The 22,557-nt window shown below is 73.3% G+C and carries 18 protein-coding genes and 1 pseudogene; 12 read left to right on the top strand and 7 right to left on the bottom strand.

Going from position 1 to position 22,557, the window contains the following annotated elements:
- Positions 1-181: 181 nt before the first annotated feature.
- A complete protein-coding gene (locus ACZ6RC_RS08535) occupies positions 182-421 on the bottom strand; it encodes a chaplin (RefSeq protein WP_391139498.1) in 240 nt (79 codons plus the stop codon).
- Between the two features lie 469 nt (positions 422-890).
- Between ACZ6RC_RS08535 and ACZ6RC_RS08530 the strand changes: the two genes are divergently transcribed.
- The 8 genes from ACZ6RC_RS08530 (at position 891) to ACZ6RC_RS08495 (ending at position 10,532) form a co-directional block, all read left to right on the top strand.
- On the top strand, positions 891-2,042 hold the full coding sequence (locus tag ACZ6RC_RS08530) for a glycosyltransferase (RefSeq protein WP_469580088.1): 1,152 nt from the start codon (positions 891-893) through the stop codon (positions 2,040-2,042).
- On the top strand, positions 2,039-3,493 hold the full coding sequence (locus tag ACZ6RC_RS08525; protein ID WP_469580087.1) for a sugar transferase: 1,455 nt from the start codon (positions 2,039-2,041) through the stop codon (positions 3,491-3,493). Before ACZ6RC_RS08530 ends, ACZ6RC_RS08525 begins: the two co-directional genes overlap by 4 nt.
- Before the next feature lie 2 nt (positions 3,494-3,495).
- On the top strand, positions 3,496-4,818 hold the full coding sequence (locus tag ACZ6RC_RS08520; protein WP_391139501.1) for an O-antigen ligase family protein: 1,323 nt from the start codon (positions 3,496-3,498) through the stop codon (positions 4,816-4,818).
- 223 nt (positions 4,819-5,041) lie between these two features.
- Entirely contained in the window at positions 5,042-6,823 is a 1,782-nt protein-coding gene (gene murJ, locus ACZ6RC_RS08515; RefSeq protein ID WP_469580084.1) for a murein biosynthesis integral membrane protein MurJ, read from the top strand.
- Positions 6,732-7,556 (top strand): polysaccharide deacetylase family protein, encoded by an 825-nt coding sequence (locus ACZ6RC_RS08510; protein ID WP_469580819.1) that lies wholly within the window; start codon positions 6,732-6,734, stop codon positions 7,554-7,556. The genes murJ and ACZ6RC_RS08510 overlap by 92 nt, the downstream gene beginning before the upstream one ends.
- A complete protein-coding gene (locus ACZ6RC_RS08505) occupies positions 7,553-8,698 on the top strand; it encodes a glycosyltransferase (protein ID WP_469580083.1) in 1,146 nt (381 codons plus the stop codon). The genes ACZ6RC_RS08510 and ACZ6RC_RS08505 overlap by 4 nt, the downstream gene beginning before the upstream one ends.
- Positions 8,695-9,387, top strand: a complete 693-nt coding sequence (locus tag ACZ6RC_RS08500) for a YveK family protein (protein ID WP_469580082.1) — start codon at positions 8,695-8,697, stop codon at positions 9,385-9,387. Before ACZ6RC_RS08505 ends, ACZ6RC_RS08500 begins: the two co-directional genes overlap by 4 nt.
- Complete coding sequence (locus tag ACZ6RC_RS08495; protein WP_391139505.1) at positions 9,384-10,532, top strand: GNAT family N-acetyltransferase; 1,149 nt, start codon at positions 9,384-9,386, stop codon at positions 10,530-10,532. Before ACZ6RC_RS08500 ends, ACZ6RC_RS08495 begins: the two co-directional genes overlap by 4 nt.
- A 705-nt stretch (positions 10,533-11,237) precedes the next feature.
- On the opposite strand, the pseudogene ACZ6RC_RS08490 reads toward ACZ6RC_RS08495, so the two are convergent.
- Positions 11,238-12,452 (bottom strand): annotated as a pseudogene (locus tag ACZ6RC_RS08490) (glycoside hydrolase family 26 protein); the annotation flags it as partial.
- 254 nt (positions 12,453-12,706) lie between these two features.
- Positions 12,707-12,937, bottom strand: coding sequence for a chaplin (locus tag ACZ6RC_RS08485; protein ID WP_391139686.1), 231 nt, complete (start codon positions 12,935-12,937; stop codon positions 12,707-12,709).
- Positions 12,938-13,549: 612 nt separating this feature from the next.
- On the opposite strand from ACZ6RC_RS08485, the gene ACZ6RC_RS08480 reads away from it, so the two are divergent.
- Positions 13,550-14,590 carry an LCP family protein gene (locus ACZ6RC_RS08480; protein WP_469580081.1) on the top strand — a complete coding sequence of 347 codons (1,041 nt, stop codon included), beginning with the start codon at positions 13,550-13,552 and terminating at the stop codon, positions 14,588-14,590.
- Between the two features lie 61 nt (positions 14,591-14,651).
- Here ACZ6RC_RS08480 and ACZ6RC_RS08475 read toward each other — a convergent pair whose 3' ends face one another.
- From ACZ6RC_RS08475 to mca, 4 genes are all read right to left on the bottom strand, one after another.
- Positions 14,652-16,700 carry a thioredoxin domain-containing protein gene (locus tag ACZ6RC_RS08475; RefSeq protein ID WP_469580078.1) on the bottom strand — a complete coding sequence of 683 codons (2,049 nt, stop codon included), beginning with the start codon at positions 16,698-16,700 and terminating at the stop codon, positions 14,652-14,654.
- A gap of 153 nt (positions 16,701-16,853) precedes the next feature.
- Positions 16,854-17,246, bottom strand: coding sequence for a rodlin (locus tag ACZ6RC_RS08470; protein WP_391139508.1), 393 nt, complete (start codon positions 17,244-17,246; stop codon positions 16,854-16,856).
- A gap of 389 nt (positions 17,247-17,635) precedes the next feature.
- Positions 17,636-17,875, bottom strand: a complete 240-nt coding sequence (locus ACZ6RC_RS08465; protein ID WP_391139509.1) for a hypothetical protein — start codon at positions 17,873-17,875, stop codon at positions 17,636-17,638.
- Positions 17,868-18,749 carry a mycothiol conjugate amidase Mca gene (mca, locus tag ACZ6RC_RS08460; protein WP_391139510.1) on the bottom strand — a complete coding sequence of 294 codons (882 nt, stop codon included), beginning with the start codon at positions 18,747-18,749 and terminating at the stop codon, positions 17,868-17,870. The genes ACZ6RC_RS08465 and mca overlap by 8 nt, the downstream gene beginning before the upstream one ends.
- Before the next feature lie 100 nt (positions 18,750-18,849).
- Here mca and ACZ6RC_RS08455 point away from each other — a divergent pair, with 100 nt between their 5' ends.
- The 3 genes from ACZ6RC_RS08455 to ACZ6RC_RS08445 all read left to right on the top strand — a co-directional run bounded on the left by ACZ6RC_RS08455 (position 18,850) and on the right by ACZ6RC_RS08445 (position 22,556).
- Entirely contained in the window at positions 18,850-19,251 is a 402-nt protein-coding gene (locus tag ACZ6RC_RS08455) for a DUF4307 domain-containing protein (protein WP_391139511.1), read from the top strand.
- Positions 19,252-19,441: 190 nt separating this feature from the next.
- Positions 19,442-19,939, top strand: a complete 498-nt coding sequence (gene greA / locus ACZ6RC_RS08450; protein ID WP_391139512.1) for a transcription elongation factor GreA — start codon at positions 19,442-19,444, stop codon at positions 19,937-19,939.
- Positions 19,940-20,096: 157 nt separating this feature from the next.
- Entirely contained in the window at positions 20,097-22,556 is a 2,460-nt protein-coding gene (locus ACZ6RC_RS08445) for a protein kinase domain-containing protein (protein WP_469580075.1), read from the top strand.
- Position 22,557 lies beyond the last annotated feature (1 nt).

Raw genomic sequence — 22,557 nt, 5'->3', positions numbered from 1 at the left:
AGCTACACAGCGCCATGCCTCCGTTCGGGTGAATCCACCCCTCTGACCTGCCCCTCCAAGGGGCGTACGCCGTTGCACCGGACGGCGCACAAGGGTGCGTCCGAATGAGGAAAGGCCGACACGCCGCACCCGGAAGGGGCGGCGCGCCGGCCTCGGAGGGACCGCGATGCGGGGCGCTCGATCAGACGTTGGCGCAGGTGTTGCCGAACGCCGGGTTCAGGAGACCGATGACGTTGACGGTGTTGCCGCAGACGTTGACCGGCACGTGGACCGGGACCTGCACCAGGTTGCCGGACAGGACGCCCGGGGAGTGCAGGGCCGCGCCCTCGGCGCCGGAGTCGGCGGCGGCGATACCGGTGGCACCCGCGACGGACGCGGCGACACCGACGGTCAGGACTACAGCCTTCGCGATACGGGACATGGGGAAGCACTCCTCGATTGTTTTCTAGCCTCTTGGACCGGACGGCCGGCTCGCAGACGGATTCGCCCGACTCCCTCAACAACGCGGGCCCATTTCATTGGTTGCGCTCCCGAACGGGTGACGTTCAACCGATCTTTGGGCCACAAGAGGGCCATTTGGGCGAGCGAGCCTGGAAAGGCGCAACACGCACAACGAGGAACCGGCCCAAGGGATACGGGAGTTAGCGTTTCCGGGCATCTAATGCTTACTATCGCCCGGCATCGGGGTTATAACGTTCCCGAACGTTGCTTCCGGGCCCGCCGCGCGTTCACCCATTTCGTGCGGACGACATCTCACTCTCTCCCGATCTTCACGGGTCTTCCCTTCCTCCTCTCATCAAAGCGGAGAACCTGTATGCGGAATTCAACGGTTCGTGACGCGCGCCGCGGTGCTTTGGGCGCCCTTTCCGCGAACGTCGTCCGGCGCTGACGTGCGGGCCTCTCGAGAATCGGATTCCTCCCCCTTCACCGTTCTGCACGCGGTCCAGCCCGGTGACGCCGGGGTCGCCCGCGTCGTCACCGACCTGGTCCGGGCGCAGCTCGGCGAGGGGATGCGGGTGGCGGTCGCCTGCCCGCCCGGCACGCCGCTCGCCGCCGCGGTCCGCGCGGAGGGCGCCGTGGTCCACGACTGGCGGGCGGGGCGCGAGCCCGGGCCCGGGCTGGTCCGCGAGACCCGCGACCTGGCCCGGCTGATCGACGCCGTGCGCCCCTCCCTGGTCCACGCGCACAGCGCCAAGGCCGGGCTGTGCGCGCGGCTGGCCCTGCGGGGGCGGGTGCCGACGGTGTACCAGCCGCATGCCTGGTCCTTCGAGGCGGCCGACGGCGCGGTCGGGGCCATGGCCCGCCGCTGGGAGCGGTGGGCGGCGCGCTGGACGCAGCGGATCGTCTGCGTCAGCGACGCCGAGCGTCGTACGGGTGAGGAGGCCGGGGTGCGGGCCTCCTGGTCGGTCGTACGCAACGGCGTGGACGTGACCCGGTTCGCGGCCGCGGCGGCTCAGACCCCCGATCCGGGGCCGGGCGAGGGTCCCCTCGTCGTCTGTGTCGGACGGCTGTGCCGGCAGAAGGGCCAGGACGTGCTGCTCGCCGCCTGGCCCGCCATCGTCGCCGAGGTGTCGAAGGCACGGCTGGTCCTCGTCGGCGACGGGCCGGACCGGGTGCGGCTGCGCACCGGGGCGCCGAAGGCGGTGCGCTTCGCCGGCGCCGTGGACGACATCGCGCCCTGGTACCGCGCGGCCGACCTGGTCGTCCTGCCGTCCCGTTGGGAGGGCATGGCGCTGGCGCCGCTGGAGGCCATGGCGAGCGGCCGGCCGGTGGTGCTCACCGATGTGGCCGGCGCGCGCGAGAGCCTGCCGCCGGACCACGAACCGCACTGCCTGGTCCCGCCGGAGGACCCGGCCGCCCTCGCCGCCGCCGTGGTCCGCCTCCTCGGCCGGCCGGAGCTGCGGCACTCCCTGGGCCGCCAGGCCCACGAGCACGTACTCAGCAGATTCGATGTGCGGCGCACCGGCGCGGCCGTCGCGGACGTGTACCGCGAGCTGGCCGGAGTGCGGTGCACCGAGCACAGAGAGCCGATTGCGCAGTGACTACGGAAAGCACCAGCGTTCCCTCTTCGCCGGGCCCCTGGCCCTCGACGCGCCAGGCCGTCCACGGTCTCGCCTCCCTCGCCCCGCCGCGCGGCACGTCGGACCGGCTGGCGCTCCCGCCGCGCCGTCCCGCGCCGGTTCGGTCCACCGCGGCGCCGCTGATCGCGGCCGACGCGCTGGCCGTGCTGTGCGCCGCGTGGCTGGTGCCCGAGCCGTACCCCGCCGTCCGGCTGCTCCTGCTGGTCGCGGGGTGCGTCCTCGCGCTCAACTCGTACGCGGGGCTGCACCGGCCCGGCTCCCTCACCGCCGTGCTCGACGAGGTGCCGGCGCTCGCCGCCCGCGCCGGGGTCGCCTGGTGCGTGGCGGCCGCCGTCGTCGCCGCGTTCACGCCCTCCCTCGCGCTCGGCCCCGGCGCCCTGTGCACCGCGTACGCCGGGCACGTGGCCACCGTGTGCGTGGCGCGGGGCGCGGTGCGGGCGCACCGGCGGCGGACGGCCCGGGCGCAGCCGCGCTCGGCGTTGGTGGTCGGCGGGCCGGGCGCGGCGCGCCGGTTCGCGGCGACGATCGGACAGCACCCGGAGTACGGCATGCGGCCGGTCGGGATCGTCGGCAGCCGGCAGGACGGCGGGACGCCGCAGCCGCCCGGGGAGGCGGGGCTTCCGGTCCTGACGAGCATGGAGGAGATCCACCGGGCGGTCATCCAGAACACCGTCCGCGACGCGGTCTTCCTGACCGAGGACGCCGCTCTGGTGAAGCTCTTCCAGCACTACGGCTGCACGACCTGGCGGGTCGGCGGCGAGGGCCAGGACGGGCCGATGAGCGACCACCTGTGGGGGTACGGCTGCCGCCGTCTCGTCCCGCCGGGCGAGCGTCGCGGGCTGACCGCGAAGCGGGCCCTCGACCTGGCCGTGGCCGGACCGGCGCTGGCGCTCGCGCTGCCCGTCCTGCTGCTGTGCGGTCTGGCGGTGCGGCTCGCGGACGGCCCCGGGGTGCTCTTCCGACAGGAGCGGGTGGGCCAGAACGGGCGGCTCTTCACGCTGCTGAAGTTCCGTACGCTGCGCCCGACGGACGAGGCCGAGTCGGCGACCCGGTGGAGCGTGGCCAACGACCGGCGGATGAGCGCGGTCGGCAACTTCCTGCGGCGGACCTCGCTCGACGAGCTGCCGCAGCTGTGGAACGTGCTGCGCGGTGACATGAGCCTGGTCGGGCCCCGTCCGGAACGCCCGTACTTCGTGGCGCAGTTCAGCCGCATCCACGCCGGTTACGCGGCCCGCCACCGGATGCCGGTGGGGCTGACCGGGCTGGCGCAGGTGCACGGGCTGCGCGGTGACACCTCGATCGAGGACCGCTGCCGGTTCGACAACCACTACATCGATCACTGGTCGCTCTGGCAGGACGTCCGCATTCTGCTGCGGACCGCCGCCGGACTCGTACGGCCGGCGGGGAGCTGATGATGGCGACGGCCGTGGCGGTCGCCGCCCCGCTCGACGGGGCCCGCGACGAGGTCCGGGACGGGGTGCGCCGGGTGGTGGCGCTGTCCCCGGTCCTGGCGGTGATCGCGCTGCTGCTCGTCCCGTCCGCCGGTGGCGCGGAGGGCGGGACCGGCGGTACGGGCACCATCGCGGACGCGGCCTCGGGGCTGCTCGTGCTGATCTGTCTGGTGCGGGTGGTGCGCGGCGGGGCGCGGCCGCTGACCCGGTGGGCGGCGTTCGTGCTCGGGCTGCCCGTCCTCGGGATCTGTCTGGCGGCGATCACCTCGCAGGACCCGGCGGCGAGCCTGCCGGGCGTCGCCCGTTACGTCCAGATCTTCGTGCTCGTCCCGGCGGCCGTCCTGCTGACGATCCGCGACCGGCGGGACTTCGCCGTGGTCGCGTGGGCGCTGGTCGCACTGGGGCTGGTGCAGGGCGCGGTCGGGGTGACGCAGTATCTGACCGGCACCGGCGCCTCGTACATGGGCGAGGACGTCCGGGCGGTCGGGACCTTCGGGCCGACCGACGTGATGGGGATGGCGACGGTCGTCTCGTACGGGCTCGTCGTCGTCACCGGCATCGCGCTGGGCAGCGGACGCGGGCGGGCGCGGACGGCCGCCCTGGTGTGCGCGGGTCTCCTCGCCGTGCCGCTGGTGCTGTCGTTCAGCCGGGGCGCGTGGATCGCGACGGTCCTGGCGTGCGCGATCCAGCTGCTGCTCTCCGGGTTGCGGCGCGCCGGGCGGGTGGCGCTCGTGACGGGCGCGCTCGGGGTGGTCCTGGTGGGCGGCCTCGGGATCGGCTCGGCGATGGTGAAGGAGCGCGTCGCCAGCATCACGCAGGTGACGGCGGCGCCGGACCAGTCGGTGACGGACCGGTACACGATGTGGGCGGCGGCCGGGCGGATGTGGCGGTCGGAGCCGGTGACCGGCGTGGGCCTGAAGGGCTTCCCGCAGTACCGCGACGGGCACGCCTCGCTGGCGCTCTCCTCGGGCAGCGACACGGCGGGCGCGGGAGCGGCGTTCCAGCGCCAGCCGCTGCTCTCCCCGCACAACATGTACCTGCTGGTGCTCAGCGAGCAGGGCCTGGTGGGCCTGCTGGCCCTGGCCGGCAGCTGGGCGGCGCTGCTGGTCGGGGCGCTGCGGCGGCGTACGCGCGGCGCGGACTGCGCGCTGGTGGCCACCGGTCTGCTGTCGTGGCAGCTCATCGACTTCTTCTACGCGGACATCGGCGGCCCTTCGACGGTGCTGATGTCGGTCGTCCTCGGCCTGGCGGCCTGGTGGTCGCTGGCGGAGGTGAAGCGTGCGTGACCCGTGGCGCGGGGAACCGGAGCCGACGGACGGGCCGCGCCCCCCGGAGGCCCCGGATCTTCCCCGCCCGATCCCCGCGCCCGCTCCCCGGTCCGCCGAACAGCCGCCGGCGCACCGGCCCCGGGTGGTGGCGACGGCGGCCCGCGTGCCGTCCTGGGCGGCGGAACGGGCTGCGGAACGGGCGGGCGACGGCGCGGCCGGTCGGGACACGACCCGGGGCGCGATGCGAGGCAAGGCTCGGGGCAGGCCCCGGGGCAAGGTGCGGGGCGGGGACGGCGGAAGCGCGCCTCGGGGCGCGGAGGGACGGCGGGGCGTGGTGGGGCGACGGCGGGGCCCGAAGCGGCGGCCGTGGTCGCCGTCCGGCCGGTTCCTGGCGCGGGCCGCGGCCGTCACGGCGGGCCTGACGGCCGCCGGGGCCGTGCTCGGCCTGGTCCGGGACCAGATCCTCGCCCGTTACTTCGGGGCGGGGGCGGAGACCGACGCGTTCCTGGTGGCCTGGACGGTGCCGGAGTTCGCCTCGACGCTGCTCATCGAGGACGCGATGGCGCTGATCCTCGTGCCCGCGTTCGCCCGCGCCCTCACCCGGCGCGGCGGCGGCCCGGCCGGCGACCCCGTCCGTACCCTCGTACGCTCCACACTGCCCCGCCTCGCGCTCACCGTCAGCGCCGTCTCCGCGCTGCTGATCGCCGGCGCGCCGCTCCTCGTCGCGGGCCTCGCACCCGGGCTCCCCGACCCCGGGCTCGCCGTCGACTGCACCCGGCTGACCGCGACCTGCGTGCTGACCTTCGCGCTCGCCGGCTACTGCTCCGCCGCCCTGCGCGCCCACGGCCGCTTCCTGTCGCCCGCCGCCATCTACGTCGCGTACAACATCGGGATCATCGGCACGATCGTGCTGCTCCGCGAGCCGTTCGGCGTACGGTCGGCCGCGGCCGGGGTCGCCGTCGGCGGCGCGCTGATGGTGCTCGTCCAGGCGCCGTTCCTGCTGCGGGAGTTGCGCCGCCCGACGGAGGCCAAGGAGCGGCCGGCCGTGCCCGGCGCGGGCGACGGGCGGCTCCTCGTGCTCGGGCTCATCGCCCCCGTCATCGCCTTCGCGCTCTCCCGCCAGTCCCAGATCCTCGTCGAGCGGTTCCTCGCCTCCTCCCTGCCGTCCGGGGCCATCTCGCATCTGAACTACGCCCAGAAGGTGGCGCAGATGCCGATGATCCTCTCCCTGATGCTGTGCACGGTGAGCTTCCCGGTCGTCGCCCGCGCCCTGGCCGCCGGTGACGCCGAGGGCGCCCGCCGCCGCGTCGAACGGGATCTGCTGCTCGCCGCGGTCGTCGTCCTCGTCGGCGCCTCGATCGTGATCGCCGCCGCCCCGCAGATCGTCTCCCTGCTCTTCCAGCGCGGCGCGTTCGACGCCACCGACACCGCCGCGACCGCCGCCGTGATGCGCGTCTACGCCCTCGGGCTGCTCGGCCAGACGATGGTCGGCGCCCTGGTCCGCTGCTACTTCTCCGCGGCCCGCCCGTTGTGGTACCCGGCCGCCGTGATGGCCGCCGGACTCGCCGCCACGGCCGTCACCGGAGTACCGGCCGCACGGGCGTGGGGCGCCGTGGGCATCGCCGCCGCCAACGCCTTCGGGATCACCCTGACCGCCGTGATGCTGCTGGCCGGGGCGCACCGCCAGTCCATCCCGGTCCGCGTCCGCCACCTCGGCGTGGATCTGCTGCGGCTGGCCACCGCCGCCGCATGGGCCACCGCCGCCGGCTGGCTCTGCTCGGTCCTCATCGTCCCGGCCGTCCTCTCCCTCACCGTCGCGGCCCTCGCCGCCACCGGCGTCTTCCTCCTCTTCCTCGCCTGCGCCGCCCACGCGCCGGACATCCCACCCCTCACCCGCACCGCATCACGAAGGCTCGCCCATGCCCGTAGTCATGGCGCCCCGCGCCGCCGCGATTCGTCGTCTGCTGCCGAAGCCGCCCCCGTGGGTGGCGATGTACCACTCGATCACCGACACCCCGGATGATCCGTACCGGGTGACCGTCCCCCCCGGGCGGTTCACCCGGCAGCTGCGCTGGCTGAGCGACCACGGCCTGCGCGGTGTCTCGGTGGGCGAGCTGCTCACGGCGACCGCCGCCGGGCGCGCCAAGGGCCTGGTCGGTCTCACCTTCGACGACGGTTACGCCGACTTCCTCGACACGGCCCTCCCCCTGCTGCGCGGCCACGGTTTCACCGCCACCGTCTACGTCCTGCCCGGCCGGCTCGGCGGCGAGAACGCCTGGGACGCGGACGGGCCCCGAAGACCGCTGCTGACCGAGGACGGGATTCGGCGGGTCTTCGAGGCCGGGATGGAGATCGGCTCGCACGGGCTGCGGCACGTCTCGCTCCCCGCCGCCGACGACAAGGCCCTCGCCGAGGAGACCCGGAAGAGCCGCGCCCTCCTGGAGGAGATCACCGGCGCCCCGGTGGCGGGCTTCTGCTACCCGTACGGACACGTCGACGCCCGCGTCGTCCGGGCCGTACGGGAAGCGGGCTACGGCCACGCCTGCGCCATCGCCCCGGGGCGCCTGACCGGCGCGTACGCGCTGCCGCGGGTGCACATCGACGGGCGGGACACCTCCTGGCGGCTCACCGCCAAACGCGCCCTGCACCCCCTGCGCCGCCGCCACCCCGGCCCGACGGCCGCCCCCGACGCCCCCGGCACCCGGCCGGCGCCGGCCCCCGAGGCCGGCCGGCGGGCCGCGGCGGACGTGTCATGAAGGTCCTGCACGTCATCACCGGCCTGAACATCGGGGGTGCGGAACAGCAGCTGCGGCTGATGCTGCGTCACCTGCCCGTGCGCAGCGAGGTCGTCACGCTCACCCACCCCGGCGCCGTCGCCAAGGGCATCGAGGCGGACGGCGTCCCCGTCACCCACCTGGGCATGGCCGGCAACCGCGATCTCGGCGCGCTGCCCCGCCTCACCCGGATCGTCCGCCAGGGCCGCTACGACCTCGTCCACACCCACCTCTACCGCGCCTGCGTGTACGGCAGGATCGCCGCCCGGCTCGCCGGGGTCCGCGCGGTCCTCGCCACCGAGCACTCCCTCGGCGACACCCAGATCGAAGGCCGGCCCCTCTCCCCCGGCACCCGCGCGCTCTACCGGGCCACCGAACGGCTCGGCACCGCCACGGTCGCCGTCTCGCCCAGCGTCGCCCGGCGCCTGGAGGGCTGGGGCGTCGCCCCGTCCCGTATCCACGTCGTGCCCAACGGCATCGAGACGGCCCGCTTCCGGTACGCGAACGGGGCCCGCCCCCGTACCCGGGCGGCGCTCGGGCTCCCCGAGGACGCCTTCGTCGTCGGCGGGGTGGGGCGGCTCGCGCCCGGCAAGCGCTTCGACCGTCTCGTACGGGCCGTGGCGTCGGTGCCGGGGGCGCGGCTCCTCCTCGTCGGCGAGGGCCCGGAGCGGCAGGCCCTCCTGGACACCGCCCGGGAGTGCGGGGCCGCCGACCGGGTGCTCCTCGCGGGGGCGTGCGAGGACCCCCCGCCGGCCGGGGCCGACGGGGCCGATCTGCCGTCGCTGCTCGCCGCGATGGACGTCTTCGTCTCCACCTCCCCCGACGAGACCTTCGGACTCGCGGTCGTCGAGGCGCTGGCCGCCGGGCTGCCCGCGCTCTACGTGGCCTGCCCGGCGATCGACGACCTGCCGCCCGACGCGGCGCCCGGGGCCCGGCGGATCGGACCCTCCGTCCCCGAGCTGATCAGCGCGCTGAGCGGGATCCGGGACGCCCGCCTCGCCCGGCTGCCGCAGCCTGCCGCCGCCCACCGCTACGACATCGCCCACAGCGCCCGGCAGTTGATGTCCCTCTACGAACAGGCCGTCCACGGCACCCCTTCTCCCGCTAAGCGAGCTGCTCCATGAACCCGTCACGCTCCGCCCTGAGAATCGTCCTGCGCACCCCGCGCCGATGGTGGGTGCTGCCCGCCTCCGTCCTCGTCGGCGCCACGCTCGGCGGCGGCTACGGCGCGCTGAAGACCCCGCAGTACGCGGCGACCAGCTACGTCATCGTGGTCCCCGGCGAGAAGTCGGACCCGGCGGCCGCCCTCGGGTTCGCCCAGGCGTACGGCAGGGTCGCCACCGACATCGCGGTGACCGGCGACGCCCAGGTGTGGGCGGGGGTGTCCGCCGCGACCCTGCGCTCCGCCGTCCAGACCGCCACCTCGCCGGACGCGCCGATGATCTCCATCACCGCGCGGGCGGCCAAGCCCGCCAAGGCGGTCTCCATGGCCGACGGTGTCGCCCGGGCACTGGTCCTCAACAGCACGCACGTCTCCGGCAGCACCGGCGTGAAGGTCGTGCAGTTCTCCCGCGCCACCAAGCCGCTGGCGCCCGTCTCGCCCTCCGCGCCGCTCTCCGCGCTGGTCGGCGGCTGCGCGGGCGGGCTGCTCGGCGGACTGGCGCTGCTGGTACGCCCCCGGCGCGGCGCCCGTGCCGAGCAGGGACCCGGACGCCCGCAGCCGTCCGCGTCCGTCCCGGGTCCGGCGGTGGCCTCCTCCTCGGCCTCGTCCGGGGCGGCGAGCGCGCACCAGCCGGAACCGGAGTCGGTGTGACCGCGGGCGGCGCGCACGGTCTGCGCGGCGAGGTCTGCCGCGACGCCGCCGAGTTCGGCCGGCTCGCCGAGCGGTGGACATCCCTCTATGGGCGCTGCGCCACGGCGACACCGTTCCAGTCCCACTCGTGGCTGCACTCCTGGTGGCTGTCGTACGGCAGACCGGGCGCGCTGCGCGTGGTTCTCGTACGGCGGGACGACGGCGCGCTCGTCGCGGCCGCGCCCCTGATGCGCGCCCCCGGCCCCCTGCCGGTCCTCACCCAGCTCGGCGGCGCCATCACCGACTTCACCGACGTCCTCCTCGACGACGACTGCCCCGAGGCAGCGTCCGCGCTGACCGAGGCGCTGGCCGGAGCGGCGCGCGGTGCCGTGATCGACCTGCGGGAGGTACGGCCGGGGGCGGCGGCCGAACGGATCCACGCCCAGTGGCGCGGCCCGCGCCGGCGTCTCCCCGACTCGCTCTGCCTGGAGCTCCCCGCGGTGCCGATGGACGCCCTGCTCGCACGGATCCCGTCGGGCAAGGCCCAACGGGTGCGGGCCAAGCTGCGGAAGCTGGACGCGCTCGGCATCGACGAGCGGATCGTGAGCGGCGAGGAGGTCCCGGCGGCCCTGGAACGCCTGCTGAGGCTGCATCAGCTGCAGTGGAGCGGCCGCGGGGTCACCGCGGAGCACACCAGCGACCGGTTCGCCCAGCACCTCACGCGGGCGGTACGTCCCATGGTCGAGCGGGGGGACGCGATGGTGACCGAGTTCCGGCTGGCCGGGGACGTGGTGGCCGCCGACCTCACCCTGATGTCGCCCCGGCTCGCCGGAGGCTATCTGTACGGCGCCGACCCCGAGCTGCGCGCCCGCAAGATCGACGTGGCGACGATGCTGCTGCGCCACGGGTCCCGCCAGACCAGTGCGAGCGGGCGGGCGACGCTGAGCATGCTCCGGGGCACCGAGCCGTACAAGCTGCACTGGCGGCCGGAGACGGTCCCCAACCAGCGGTTGATGCTGGCCGGTCCGGCGACGGCACCGCTGTTGTGGCTGCGGGCGGGCGCGGCGGACGGCCGGCGCTGGGCGGCGCGGCAGGCGCGGGAGCGGGAATGGGTGGGCCGGGCGGTGCGCAGGTTGCGCGGGCGGACGAACGGCGGCGGAGGATGATCTCCTCCGCCGCCGTGGCGGGCCGGTGACGGATCAGAACGGCCAGACGCTGTTCATGAATCCGGTCACGTCGATCTTCACGGCCTCCTTGTAGCCGCTCTTCGGGACGCAGACGGGTCCGCCGATCCAGCTCTCCACCCACGAACCGAGGTTCACCGTCCAGCACTCGGCCGCGGGAGCGGGAGCGGGCTCAGGAGCCGGCTCCGGCAGAGGCAGCGGGACGGGCAGGGGCTTCGGAGGAACCTGGGGGGCGGGCTCGGCCTTGGGCGGAACCTCGGGCGCAGGTTCCGTCTTCGGCGGGACCTCAGGCGCGGGCTCGGGCTTGGGCTCGACCTTGGGCGGAACCTCGGGCGCAGGTTCCGTCTTCGGCGGGACCTCGGGGGCGGGCTCGACCTTGGGCGGAACCTCGGGCGCAGGTTCCGTCTTCGGCGGGACCTCGGGGGCGGGCTCAACCTTGGGCGGAACCTCGGGCGCAGGTTCCGTCTTCGGCGGAACCTCGGGCGCAGGTTCCGTCTTCGGCGGCACCTCAGGCGCGGGCTCCGTCTTCGGCGGCACCTCAGGTGCAGGCTCGGGCTTGGGCTCGACCTTGGGCGGTACCTCGGGCGCCGGCTCCGGCTTCGGCGGGACCTCAGGCGCAGGCTCCGGCTTGGGCTCGGGGGTCTTCGGTACGTCGGGGTCCGCCGGCTCCGGGACGACGGGCTCCGCCGGGAAGGGCCAGTCCGGGTCCTCCGGAATGTCGGGGTCCGGGAAGTCCGGGAAGTCCGGGTCCTCGGGGAACTCGGGCCACTCCGGGAAGTCGGGCCACTCCGGGACCTCGGGCACCTCCGGCGGCTCCGGCGCCTCCGGGATCTCGGGGATCTCCGGGGGTACGGGCGCGTCGGGACCGGACGGGGTCTCGGGCGCCTCCGGAGCGTTCCCGTACAGCATCTGCCGGAAGACCTCCGAGGCCTTCGGGTTGCTGTCGCACTGCCAGACGCCGTGCGGGCAGTAATCCGTGATCGTGTGGTACAGCGGCTGGTGCTCGTCCATCCACTCGAGCATCCGCCGCATGTACTCGGCGTTGTCGCCGTTCCGGAAGAGCCCCCATTCCGGATAGGAGATCTCCTTGCCGTGCTCGGCCGCGAATTCGACCTGCTTCTTCAGGCCGTACGGCTCGTTCACGTGCTCGTCGAAACGGGAACCCGGCGGCTGGTCGTACGAGTCCATGCCGATGATGTCGACGACATCGTCGCCGGGATAGCACTCCGTCCACGGAATGGCGTCCGTGCCCCGGCTCGGGTTGAAGTCGAAACGGAACTTCTGGCCGGGAACGGAACGCATGGCGGTGACGATCCGGTTCCAATACTTCTTCCACGCGGTCGGGTCGGGCGCGCACCGGTGCGTGTAGGTGACGCCGTTCATCTCCCAGCCGAGGACGATGACGGTGTCCGTCGCCTTCATCTCGACCAGGCGTTCGGCCAGCGTACGGAAGTGGTGGTCGTAGTGGCCGGCCGCGCCGAGCTGGAGCTGGCGGCGGACCTCGTGGTCGGAGACCCCGGCCTCGTTGCGCTCCAGCATCGGGACGTTGAGGACGAAGAGCCGGTCCTCCCGTTGGTTGCGCCAGTCCGCCCAGGCGTTCAGGAAGCCCGGGGGACCCTCGATGTTCGACCACAGGTCGCCGGGGAGGTACGTGTGACCGACCCGCAGCTCGCGTCCGCCGAGCCACCGCTCCAACTGGGCGATCCGGCTGACGCCGACGGGGCCGGATTCGAGGAACGCCCCCATCGCCTGGGACAGAGCCGGTTCGGGCACCTTGGCCCTGCCCGTCGCGGATTCGGCGGCGAAAGCGGGAGAGGACAGCACGACTGAGCCCGATGCGAGGAGACCGGCGGTGAACACCCCCAGCCACGCACTCGAGATTTTCCGCTTCCGGTCGCCCATGGCCACTCCTTCACGTCCAGCACCATTTGATGGTCCGTCAGTCTGATCTTCAGAAAGTATTCCTAATGACCCGACCGTGAACGCGAAGATGATCTGATCCGTAGTCCATTGGTGTATTTCATTGCCCGGTTGGGGCACCGCGAGCCGTGTCGCCCTTGCAATCCCGGGCACGGGAAGGGGCCGGCCCCGGGAGACGTCGTGGACGTCTCGGGGAGCCGGCCCCTCAGAGCGCACCCGTTGCGGGGCGCGCGGTGTCAGGCGTTGATGCAGGTGTTGCCGAAGGCCGGGTTCACCAGGCCGATGACGTTGATGCTGTTGCCGCAGGCGTTGATCGGGATGTGGATCGGCGCCTGGATGACGTTGCCCGAGAGCACGCCCGGCGAACCGATGGCCGCACCATGCGCCTCCGAGTCGGCGAAGGCGGGCGACGCCGCACCCATGGCCATGACGATTCCGGCGACGACGACCGCAGCCTTCTTGCCCATCATTTCGTCTGGATCCTTTCCGCGGCGGAAGACACTTCACGGATTTCGTGATGCACGGGCGCAATTGCCGCTCCCGGCCTCCGCTGCACACATGACAACGACCATGCCGCACAAAGGAAACCGGCTACTCGCCGGGACTCCTTTTTCACTCCATCGCGCCCACAGAATTCGGCCGTACGCCGCACATTCCCCGCGACGGGCGCCCTCACCGCCGCACCCCCCGCGAAGGCCGTGGCGGCCGCGCGGAACTCAGCGCGGCCAGATCGGGGTGGTCGTGAGCCGTTCCCACTCCTGGTCCGGGATTCCCGGTACCGTACGCCCCGCCCGGGCCCAGCGCTGCACCATCGAGGAATAGACGGGGAATGGACCCCGGTCGGCAGGTGGTGGCGGGTCCGCCACGTAACGGCTCTTCGGAATGAAGGCCATCCGCTCCCATTTTCCGGGATCGGGTGCCATCGTCGCCCTCCCATCCACTGCGGTCCCCCAATCATTCCACAGGCCACGCAGGAGAGTGATTCCTCCCGCCCATGTCGCGTCGCGTACCTGTGTGCGACGGCTTTCGATTTACCGTGCGCGCATCCCCCCATTCCCGAGCCCCGGTGGTGTCCGCCCGTGTCCCTCAGGAAAAGACCGACCCGTCCACGGCGGGCGGCGCTCGCCTCGGCCGCGCTCCTCGCCCTCGGCTCCGGAGCCCTCGCCGCCGCCCCCGCCCCCCTGCCGGCCCCGGCCGGCGGGCTCAACATCCTGGTGGCGGGCGTCGACAGCCGGCAGGGCGTCACCCCGCAGGAGAAGGCTAAGCACCGCCTCGGCGGCAAGGGCTGCGACTGCACCGACGTGCTGATGCTGGTGCACGTCTCGGCCGCCAACGACCGTGTCAGCGTGGTCAGTCTCCCCCGCGACTCGCTCACCTCCTTCCGCGCGGGCCACCACGACCAGCGGACCGGCGCCGAACACGGAGCCCACCAGGCGAAGATCAACGCCGCCCACACGGAGGGCGGCCCGGCCTTCACCGTCGAGACCGTCGAACGGATGACGGGCACTCCGGTCCACCGCTACCTCGAGATCGACTTCCGGCGGTTCATGGACGGCGTGGACCGCCTGAAGGACGGGGTGCCCGTCTGCACCAAGGCGCCGCTCAAGGACCCCGTCACCGGCCTCGACCTCGCCCCCGGCACCACCAGGGTCGGCGGCGGCGAAGCCCTGCAGTACGTCCGGTCCCGGCGCGCGGACGGCAAGATGGACTTCGGCCGCATGCAGAAGCAGCAGCAGTTCTTCGTCAACACCCTGCGGAAGGTACGCACCGACCTGCTCGGGGACGCCGGCGCGCTACGGGCGTTCGCCTCCACCCTGCGCGGTACGGCGACGGTGGAACGCGGTCTGTCCGTCACCGACATGCTGACGCTCGCCACCCGGCTGCGAAACCTCCCCCCATCCCGTACGGAGTTCGCGACCGTCCCCGTCAGCGGCTTCAAGACCGTCGACGGCGTGGGCTCCACTGTCGCCTGGAACGAGCGGCAGGCCGCCGAGATCTTCGAGCGGCTGCGCACCGACCGGCCGCTGCCCGCGCCCGCCACCACCCCGACGAGCACCATCCCGCAGGGACTCGGCGAGTACCGTCCGGCCGGCGGCTCCTCGCTGCTCTGCGCCCCCTGACACGACGCCGCCCCGGCGACCCTCCGAAGAGAGGTCGCCGGGGCGGCGTCCCGTATCCCCGTCAGCGGGCCAGCGAGCGGGCCAGTTCCGCCGGGTCGGTCGTCGGCGCGTCGCAGGCGAAGTGCCGGCAGACGTACGCGGCGGCCGCCCCGCCCACCAGCGGGCGGTCCTTCAGCAACGGGAACTCGTCGCTCTCCGGCGTACCGAACGCGACGACCGCGCCCGGCGCGTCGGCCAGCAGCGCGGTCCGATGCAGCGCACGGGCCGCTCCGGCGCCGTCCCCCTCGCCTGCGGGGCCGACGACGACGATCTCACGGGGCCCGTCGAGCAGCGCCTCCGCCGTGGCAAGCCCCCAGCCGATGAACCGGGGCGCGCGCGGCCCCAGCGCCTTCACCACCCCGAGCGCCCCCTCGGCCGCGGCACGGTGCGCCTCCGAGCCGGTGTGCGCGGCGTACGACAGCAGCGCCCCCGCCGCCGCCGTCCAGCCGGACGGGGCCGCGTTGTCCGTCGGGTCCTGCGGCCGGCGGATCAGGCTCTCGGCGTCGTGGGCCGTGTCGTACAGCGCGCCGCCCTCGGCGACGAACTGGTCCAGGACGATGTCGAGGAGGAACCCGGCGAACTCCAGCCAGGCCCCCTCCCCGCTGACCCCGGCGAGCGCCAGGAAACCCTCGGCCACATCGGCGTAGTCCTCCAGGACCCCCGCGTTGGCCCCGGCCTGCCCGTCCTTGGAGGTACGCGTCAGCCGCGCGCCCTCGCCCATGTGGAGGCGTACGAGCAGATCGGCGGCCTCGGTGGCGCGCTCGACCAGGTCGGGACGGTCGAAGAAGGCACCGGTCTCGGCGAGCGCGGCGATGGCCAGCCCGTTCCAGGCAGCGACGATCTTGTCGTCCCGCCCGGGCCGTTCGCGCCGCTCCCGGGCGGCGAGCAACCGCTCCTTGACCGAGGCGACCCGCTCGGCACCGGCCACGGCCGCGTCGCCCTCCCCCGGCGGAAGCTGAAGGACGGAGGACCCCTCCTCGAACGTCCCGTCCTCGGTGACCCCGAAGTACCGGGCCGCGAACCGCGCGTCCTCCTCGCCCAGCACCTCGGCCAGCTGCTCCGGCGTCCACACGTAGTAGGCGCCCTCGACGTGCCGCCCGGTCCCGTCGTCGGAATCGGCATCGAGCGCGGAGGCGAACCCGCCCTCGTTGGTCCGCAGTTCGCGCACCATGAAGTCCGCGGTCTCCAGCGCGACCCGCCGGGCCAGCTCGCTGCCGGTGACCCGCCACAGATGCGCGTACACCCGGCAGAGCAGGGCATTGTCGTACAGCATCTTCTCGAAGTGCGGGACGACCCAGTCGCGGTCCACCGAGTAGCGGGCGAAACCGCCGCCGAGCTGGTCGTAGATGCCGCCGCGGGCCATCGCCTCGCAGGTGTCGGCGGCCATCTGCAGGGCGCCTTCGGCCCCGGTGCGGGCGTGGTGGCGCAGCAGGAACTCCAGCGCCATGGACGGCGGGAACTTGGGCGCGCCGCCGAAGCCGCCGCGGGTCGCGTCGTACTCCCGCGTCAGGCCGAGGAGCGCCTGGGCCAGCTCCTCCTCGCCGGGGACGCCGTCGCCGCCGTAGGCCAGCGACCGTCCCGCGAGGTCCTTGACGATCCTCCCGGCGACCTCGTCGACCTCGTCGCGGCGCTCGGTCCAGGCGCGGGAGACGCCATCGAGGACGTCACCGAAGGACGGCATGCCGTGGCGGGACTCGGGCGGGAAGTAGGTGCCGAAGTAGAACGGTTCGGCGTCCGGGGTGAGGAAGACCGTCATCGGCCAGCCGCCCTGACCGGTCGCCGCCTGCACCGCCTCCATATAGACGGCGTCGACGTCGGGGCGCTCCTCGCGGTCGACCTTCACGGCGACGAAGTGCTCGTTGACATAGGCGGCGGTGGTGTCGTCCTCGAAGGACTCGTGGGCCATCACATGGCACCAGTGGCAGCTGCTGTAGCCGACGCTGAGCAGGACGGGGACGTTCCGGCGGCGCGCCTCGTCGAACGCCTCGGTCGACCACGGCCACCAGTCGACGGGGTTGTCCGCGTGCTGCAGGAGATAGGGGGACGTCTCATGGGCCAGTCTGTTCGGCATACCCCAATCCTTGCGCACTCGGCGGAGCCGTGCCTCTACGCCACGGGGAGGGCGGGTCGGGGCCGGCGCCGTGGCCGGGTGGAAACGGGAGCGGCCCCGCTCCCTCGCAATGGATATGCGAGGAGCGGGGCCGCTTCAGCGGAGATGCTGGCGTCAGCCGCCGACGTTTCCGTTGTCCGCCAGGACGTTGCGCAGGAGGTTCGACAGCGGGTCGTCACCGGTCTGCTGCACGGAGTTCTGGGTGCAGGTCTGGTTCGACATGTCGTTGCCGATGACGTCCTGAACCGCGACCGGGATGGCGATGACGCCGACCGGGACCTGGGCCTGGACCTTCTGGATGTCGAAGCAGTGGAGAACGCCACCGTTGACAAGGCCGAAGTTCGGGCTCATGTAGCCACCGGTGGAGTTGCTGCCGATCGCCTGCTTCGACGAGTTGCCGATGATGTTGGCGCTGTTGCCTTCGTCGCCCGCCGCCATCGCCGTCGTCGCCGAGACGCCGACAACGGAGGCCGCAACTGCCGCCGTGGCAAGAACCTTCTTGATCACGAGATTTCCTTCTTGAGCTGGAGGGCCCTGGAATGCTCCGTTACCGAAGCATGCTGATCAACTGCCGGAAAATGGATTGGTTCCGGAGCCTCACCCGGACGCGCTATTCGGCAGATGAACGCCATCGGACGCGATGTCGAGGGGCAGCCGTTCGGTCCGGCCCGTTTCCGTCCCGGGCGCGGGCGGGACACGGGCGGGGGGCCGGTCGCGGGCCGCGGCTCCTCGCCGGGGCGCGCGGTCGGCAGGACACGTGTTCCCGGAAGAAGGGGTCCCCGAGGAAGGGGAGGTGCCGGCGGGTCGCCGGGGGCTGAAGGGCCCGGTGATCAGTGGGCGGGCATGCCACGAGGGCCCCGGGTGCCCGGGGCCCTCGTGTCAGGTCGGGGGAGCCGCTACTCCCGCGTGGCCGTCTTCTCCGCCGTGGGGGCGGAGGCGGCCGGATCGGCGGCCTCCTCGAAGGAGACCTTGCCCATGTGGCGGTTCATCGACTTCATCAGCATCCAGACGGCCAGGGCCATCACGGCGAAGACGACGAAACCGAGGACGCCGGGGGTCACCTTGTTCTTGTCCAGCTCTTCGGCGGCGAAGGGGACAAGCTGGGTCAGTGCCAGGTGTGCGCTCATATCAGGCATTGTCGCGGATGCCCGCGAAGAGGTCGCTCTCGGGGAGGGAGGTATCGACCAGCGACTTGCTGAGCTCGTACTCCTCCGTCGGCCAGACCTCCTTCTGGATCTCCATCGGGACGCGGAACCAGCCACCGTCCGGGTCGATCTGCGTACGGTGCGCGACCAGGGCCTTGTCGCGGGTCTCGAAGAACTCCGCGCACGGGACGTAGGTGGTCAGCGTGCGCTCGGCGCGCTGGAAGTCCTTCCACCGCTCCAGCCACTCGCCGTACGGCGACTCCAGGCCCCGGGCGAGCAGGGCTTCGTGCAGGGCGAGCGTGCGGGGCCGGTTGAAGCCCTGGTTGTAGTAGAGCTTCTGCGGCTGGTACGCCGGGCCGAACTCCGCCTCCGGGTACTTCTCGGTGTCGGCCGCGGCCTCGAAGGCCACCATCGAGATCTTGTGGGTCATGATGTGGTCGGGGTGGGGATAGCCGCCGTTCTCGTCGTAGGTCGTGATGACCTGCGGACGGAAGGAACGGATCTTGCGCACCAGCTCGCCGGCCGCCTTGTCGATGTCCTCCAGGGCGAAGCAGCCCTCGGGCAGCGGCGGCAGCGGGTCGCCCTCGGGAAGGCCGGAGTCGACGAAGCCCAGCCACTCCTGCCGGACGCCGAGGATCTCGCGCGCCTCGTCCATCTCCTTGCGGCGCACCTCGTGGATGTTCGCCTCGATGTAGGGGTCGCCCTGGAGCTTGGGGTTGAGGACGGAGCCGCGCTCGCCGCCCGTGCACGTGACCACAAGGACGTCCACCCCCTCGGACACGTACTTGGCCATCGTGGCCGCGCCCTTGCTCGACTCGTCGTCGGGGTGGGCGTGAACGGCCATCAGTCGCAGCTGCTCAGTCAAGACTCGGTCCTCGGGTGATCGGTCGCGAAGGGAGGTCTCTATAGTGACGGAACCGGGGGGCGGAAAATTCCGGGTGCCCCGGCGGCGAGAGGTAAAGATCATGAGCGCGGTTCGAGAGCAGCGGCCCGAAGGGCGCTACGGCCGCTCGGCGGACGAGCGCGCCGACCGCACGCTCAGGATCGCGGGCGCCGTGCTCGGAGCGCTCTTCCTCGGCCTGCTGGGCTGGTTCGCCTGGTACTACGTCGCCGACAACAAGATCAGCGCCGAGATGATCAAGTTCGATGTGGTGAGCGACACCGAGGTGCAGGTGCACCTGGAGATCCGCAAGGACACCGACGCGCGGGGCGTCTGCACGCTGCGCTCGCGCTCCGAGGACGGGGCCGAGGTCGGCCGCAAGGACGTCCGCGTCGAGGAGGCCGGCGACCGCGTCGACCGCGTGTGGTCCGTGCGCACCACCGCGCGGGCGACCAGTGCCGAGCTGGTCGGGTGTACGGCCCGGTAGCAGCGGGTAGGGAGCGTGCGGCGTGTCGGGCTTCGATGCGGGGTCTGACCTGGGGTGATTCCATCCCTGTGGTTTTTGTCCTCCCCCTTTTCGCCACTAATTGTTAGGCTCGTGGTTTCGCCCACTCAGGAGGGAACATCCTTCCGGGTAGGGCGATGCTTTGTATTCCCGGTACCTACGAGGAGCACCCGTGACCCAGACCAGCGACAACGTCACCTGGCTCACCCAGGAGGCGTACAACCAGCTCAAGGCCGAGCTGGAGTACCTGTCTGGTCCCGCGCGAACCGAGATCGCCGCCAAGATCGCCGCGGCGCGCGAGGAGGGCGACCTGCGCGAGAACGGCGGGTACCACGCGGCCAAGGAGGAGCAGGGCAAGCAGGAGCTCCGGGTGCGTCAGCTCACCCAGCTCCTCGAGCACGCCAAGGTGGGCGAGGCCCCGGCCGACGAGGGCGTCGTCGCGCCCGGCATGGTCGTCACGATCGCGTTCGACGGTGACGAGAACGACACGATGACCTTCCTGCTCGCTTCCCGCGAGTACGCGAGCGGTGACATCGAGACCTACTCCCCGCAGTCCCCGCTCGGCGTGGGCGTGAACGGCAAGAAGGCCGGCGAGGACGCCGAGTACGAACTGCCGAACGGCAAGAAGGCCGCGGTGAAGATCCTCAGCGCCAAGCCGTACACCGGCTGACCCGTCTCCGCGCACGTGAAGGGCCGGACCCCCCGAGGGGTCCGGCCCTTTACGCTGCGTGCCCATGCGATGATGCCGTGCTGACGTCGCGTCAGTCGTGACCCTGTCATGACCGACGGTGGCGGTCGCGACGGTCGTCACTTGGGGGGATGGCAGGGTGCTGGGGCCACTGCGCGCGGGAGCGCCACGGCGGATCGGTCCGTACGAGGTCATGGCGCGGCTCGGGGCGGGCGGCATGGGGGAGGTGTTCCTGGCACGCGCGACGGGCGCGGACGGCACGTTCGTGGCCGTGAAGACCGTCCGCCGGGACTTCGCCGGCGACGCCGCCTTCCGGCAGCGCTTCCGGCGGGAGATCAAGGTCGCGGCGATGGTGCGGAGCGCGTACGCCGCGGCGCCGGTCGGCGGAGACGCGGACGCCGAGGTGCCCTGGCTCGCGACGGCGTACGTCCCCGGTCCCAGCCTCTCCCAGGCCGTCCGCCGGACCGGTCCGCTGCCGGTGGCGACCGTTCGGGAGCTGGGCGCCGGGATCGCCCGGGCGCTGGCCGACCTGCACGGCGCCGGTGTCCTCCACCGCGACCTCAAGCCGGGCAACGTCATGCTGTCCGTCGACGGGCCCCGGTTGATCGACTTCGGCATCGCTCGTAACGGCGGTGCCACGACGATGACCGCGACCGGGATGATGGTCGGCACGCCCTCCTTCATGTCCCCCGAGCACGTGGCCGGCGCGCGCTCCGTCACCGGCGCCTCGGACGTCTTCTGCCTGGGCTCGCTGCTCTGCTACGCGGCGACCGGCGAGGATCCCTTCGGGGACGGGCCCGTGGCCGCCGTCCTCTACCGCGTCTCCCAGGCCGAGGCCGACCTGGAGCGGGTGCCGGAGGAGCTGCGCGGGGTGATCGGCGCGTGTCTGCGGCTCGCCCCGGCCGACCGGCCGTCCGCGGCCGAGCTGGTGGGGCTGCTGGGCGGGGAGCGGCGGCCCGCGTGGCCGGCGGGCGTACGGGAGCACATCGGGGAGTACGGCAGGGAGCTCGCGCAGCTGGTGGCGTCCGGGGGCCCGCTGCTCCCGCCCGGCGACCCGGCCCCCGTCGCGGTGGCGGCCCCGCGTCGCGACGAGCTGCCGACGATGCCGCCGACGGCCCCGCCCGCTCCGCCGGAGACCCCGCGCCGGGGGCGCCGCCGTGCGCTGGTCGCGGGCGTGGTGGCGCTGGCCCTGGTGGGCGGCGGCCTCGGCACGTATCTGCTGTGGCCGGAGCGGCCCCCGGCCACGGCGGTTCCGCCCGCCGACTCCGCGCCCGAGGCGCCCGTCGTCTCCGCCGCCGGGGTGCACGGCGTCGACGACCGCGGCCCGGCCGACGCCTCCGGTCTCGTCCCGCAGGACGCGGCGCAGCGGCCGGCCGCGTGGAAGCCGTGGCGGGCGAAGCTGACGGCGTCGGCGTTCGGCTGCTCGGCCGGCGCGTCCGTGCTGGTGTGCCGGACGACCGACGGGCGGTACGAAGCGCTGGACACGGCGAGCGGGGCGAGGCTGTGGGAAGCGGACCTGGTGGCGGACCCGCGCGACAGCGAGAGCTTCATCGGCCCCACCGGCGGGGTCTTCGTGGCGGGCGGCACCGCGAGGCCCGCCGTCCACGGCTCGTCCGTCGCCCTGCTCTCCGGCGGTCGCCTCCAGGTGCGGGACGCCCGCGGTGGCGCGGTGCGGTGGGAGAAGAAGGGGCCGGGCGGGGGCGGGGTGGAAACGCAGCCGATCGTCGCCGACGGCATGGTCTTCGTCCCGACCGGTGACGACACCAGCGGCCGTATGACCGCCTTCGCGCTGGCGGACGGCCGTGAGCTGTGGACGAAGGCGCTGACCAACACCGAGCTGGCCCGGTCGGAGTTCCGCGACTTCGAGCCGGTCGCGTACGCGAACGGGCTGGTGTACGCGCTGAGCGACGCCGGGTTCGTCGCGTACGACGCGAAGACCGGCGCCCAGCGGGGCCAGGTGCCGTCCGAGGCCGTGGGCTGCGACAGTCTGCGGATCCAGGGCCGGTACGCGTACTGCGCGCCGCTGGACGCGACCGCCGAGGAGCCGCTGGTGCTGTACCGGCTGGACGCCACCACCCTCGCCCTGGTGGGCGGGGGCCCGCTCCCGGTGTCCGCAGGCGTCGCCGCGTCGGGGCCCCGGCCGACCGCCGTCTCCACGGCCGCGGCCGTGGTCTTCGACCAGGGGCCCGAGCGCTGGGCCGACTGGGGCGGGGCGGGTGCCCACAGTGGCGTGCACGTCCTCGATCCGGCCACGGGTACGAGCCTCGGCCGCCGGCCGGTGCCCTCGCTCGTCTCGGCGGACGGGCGGCGGCAGCGCCTCTCCGACCCGCTGATCGCGGGGGACGCGTTGGTGTACGCGGACTTCTCCTCGCTGCGGTGGGTGCCGCTGGGCGAGGGCGGTGTGCCCGGCACGGAGCGGGTGGTGCCGGTGCCGGGGGCGCCGGGGCCGCGTGCCGAGGAGACGTACGAGCGCTCCGGGGGCACCTTCATGGACCGGGAGGTCCGTGCGCCGCAGGTGCTGCCGCTCGGTGGTGTGGCACACGTCGTGTACGACACCGGGGTCGTCGTATCGGTCGAACTCCCCGGCAGGAAGGGATAGT

The organism is Streptomyces sp. NPDC048353 (genome assembly GCF_055587165.1).
The sequence above is the reverse complement of the archived record's forward strand: the minus strand, read 5'-3'. Positions and strand labels throughout refer to the sequence as shown.

Excerpts from the sequence above, each read along its gene's own strand:
- ACZ6RC_RS08535 (WP_391139498.1), bottom strand. The coding sequence starts at position 421 with ATGTCCCGTATCGCGAAGGCTGTAGTCCTGACCGTCGGTGTCGCCGCG.
- ACZ6RC_RS08520 (WP_391139501.1), top strand. The coding sequence starts at position 3,496 with ATGGCGACGGCCGTGGCGGTCGCCGCCCCGCTCGACGGGGCCCGCGAC.
- murJ (WP_469580084.1), top strand. The coding sequence starts at position 5,042 with ATGCGAGGCAAGGCTCGGGGCAGGCCCCGGGGCAAGGTGCGGGGCGGG.
- ACZ6RC_RS08510 (WP_469580819.1), top strand. The coding sequence starts at position 6,732 with ATGGCGCCCCGCGCCGCCGCGATTCGTCGTCTGCTGCCGAAGCCGCCC.
- ACZ6RC_RS08505 (WP_469580083.1), top strand. The coding sequence starts at position 7,553 with ATGAAGGTCCTGCACGTCATCACCGGCCTGAACATCGGGGGTGCGGAA.
- ACZ6RC_RS08500 (WP_469580082.1), top strand. The coding sequence starts at position 8,695 with ATGAACCCGTCACGCTCCGCCCTGAGAATCGTCCTGCGCACCCCGCGC.
- ACZ6RC_RS08485 (WP_391139686.1), bottom strand. The coding sequence starts at position 12,937 with ATGGGCAAGAAGGCTGCGGTCGTCGTCGCCGGAATCGTCATGGCCATG.
- ACZ6RC_RS08475 (WP_469580078.1), bottom strand. The coding sequence starts at position 16,700 with ATGCCGAACAGACTGGCCCATGAGACGTCCCCCTATCTCCTGCAGCAC.
- ACZ6RC_RS08465 (WP_391139509.1), bottom strand. The coding sequence starts at position 17,875 with ATGCCTGATATGAGCGCACACCTGGCACTGACCCAGCTTGTCCCCTTC.
- ACZ6RC_RS08455 (WP_391139511.1), top strand. The coding sequence starts at position 18,850 with ATGAGCGCGGTTCGAGAGCAGCGGCCCGAAGGGCGCTACGGCCGCTCG.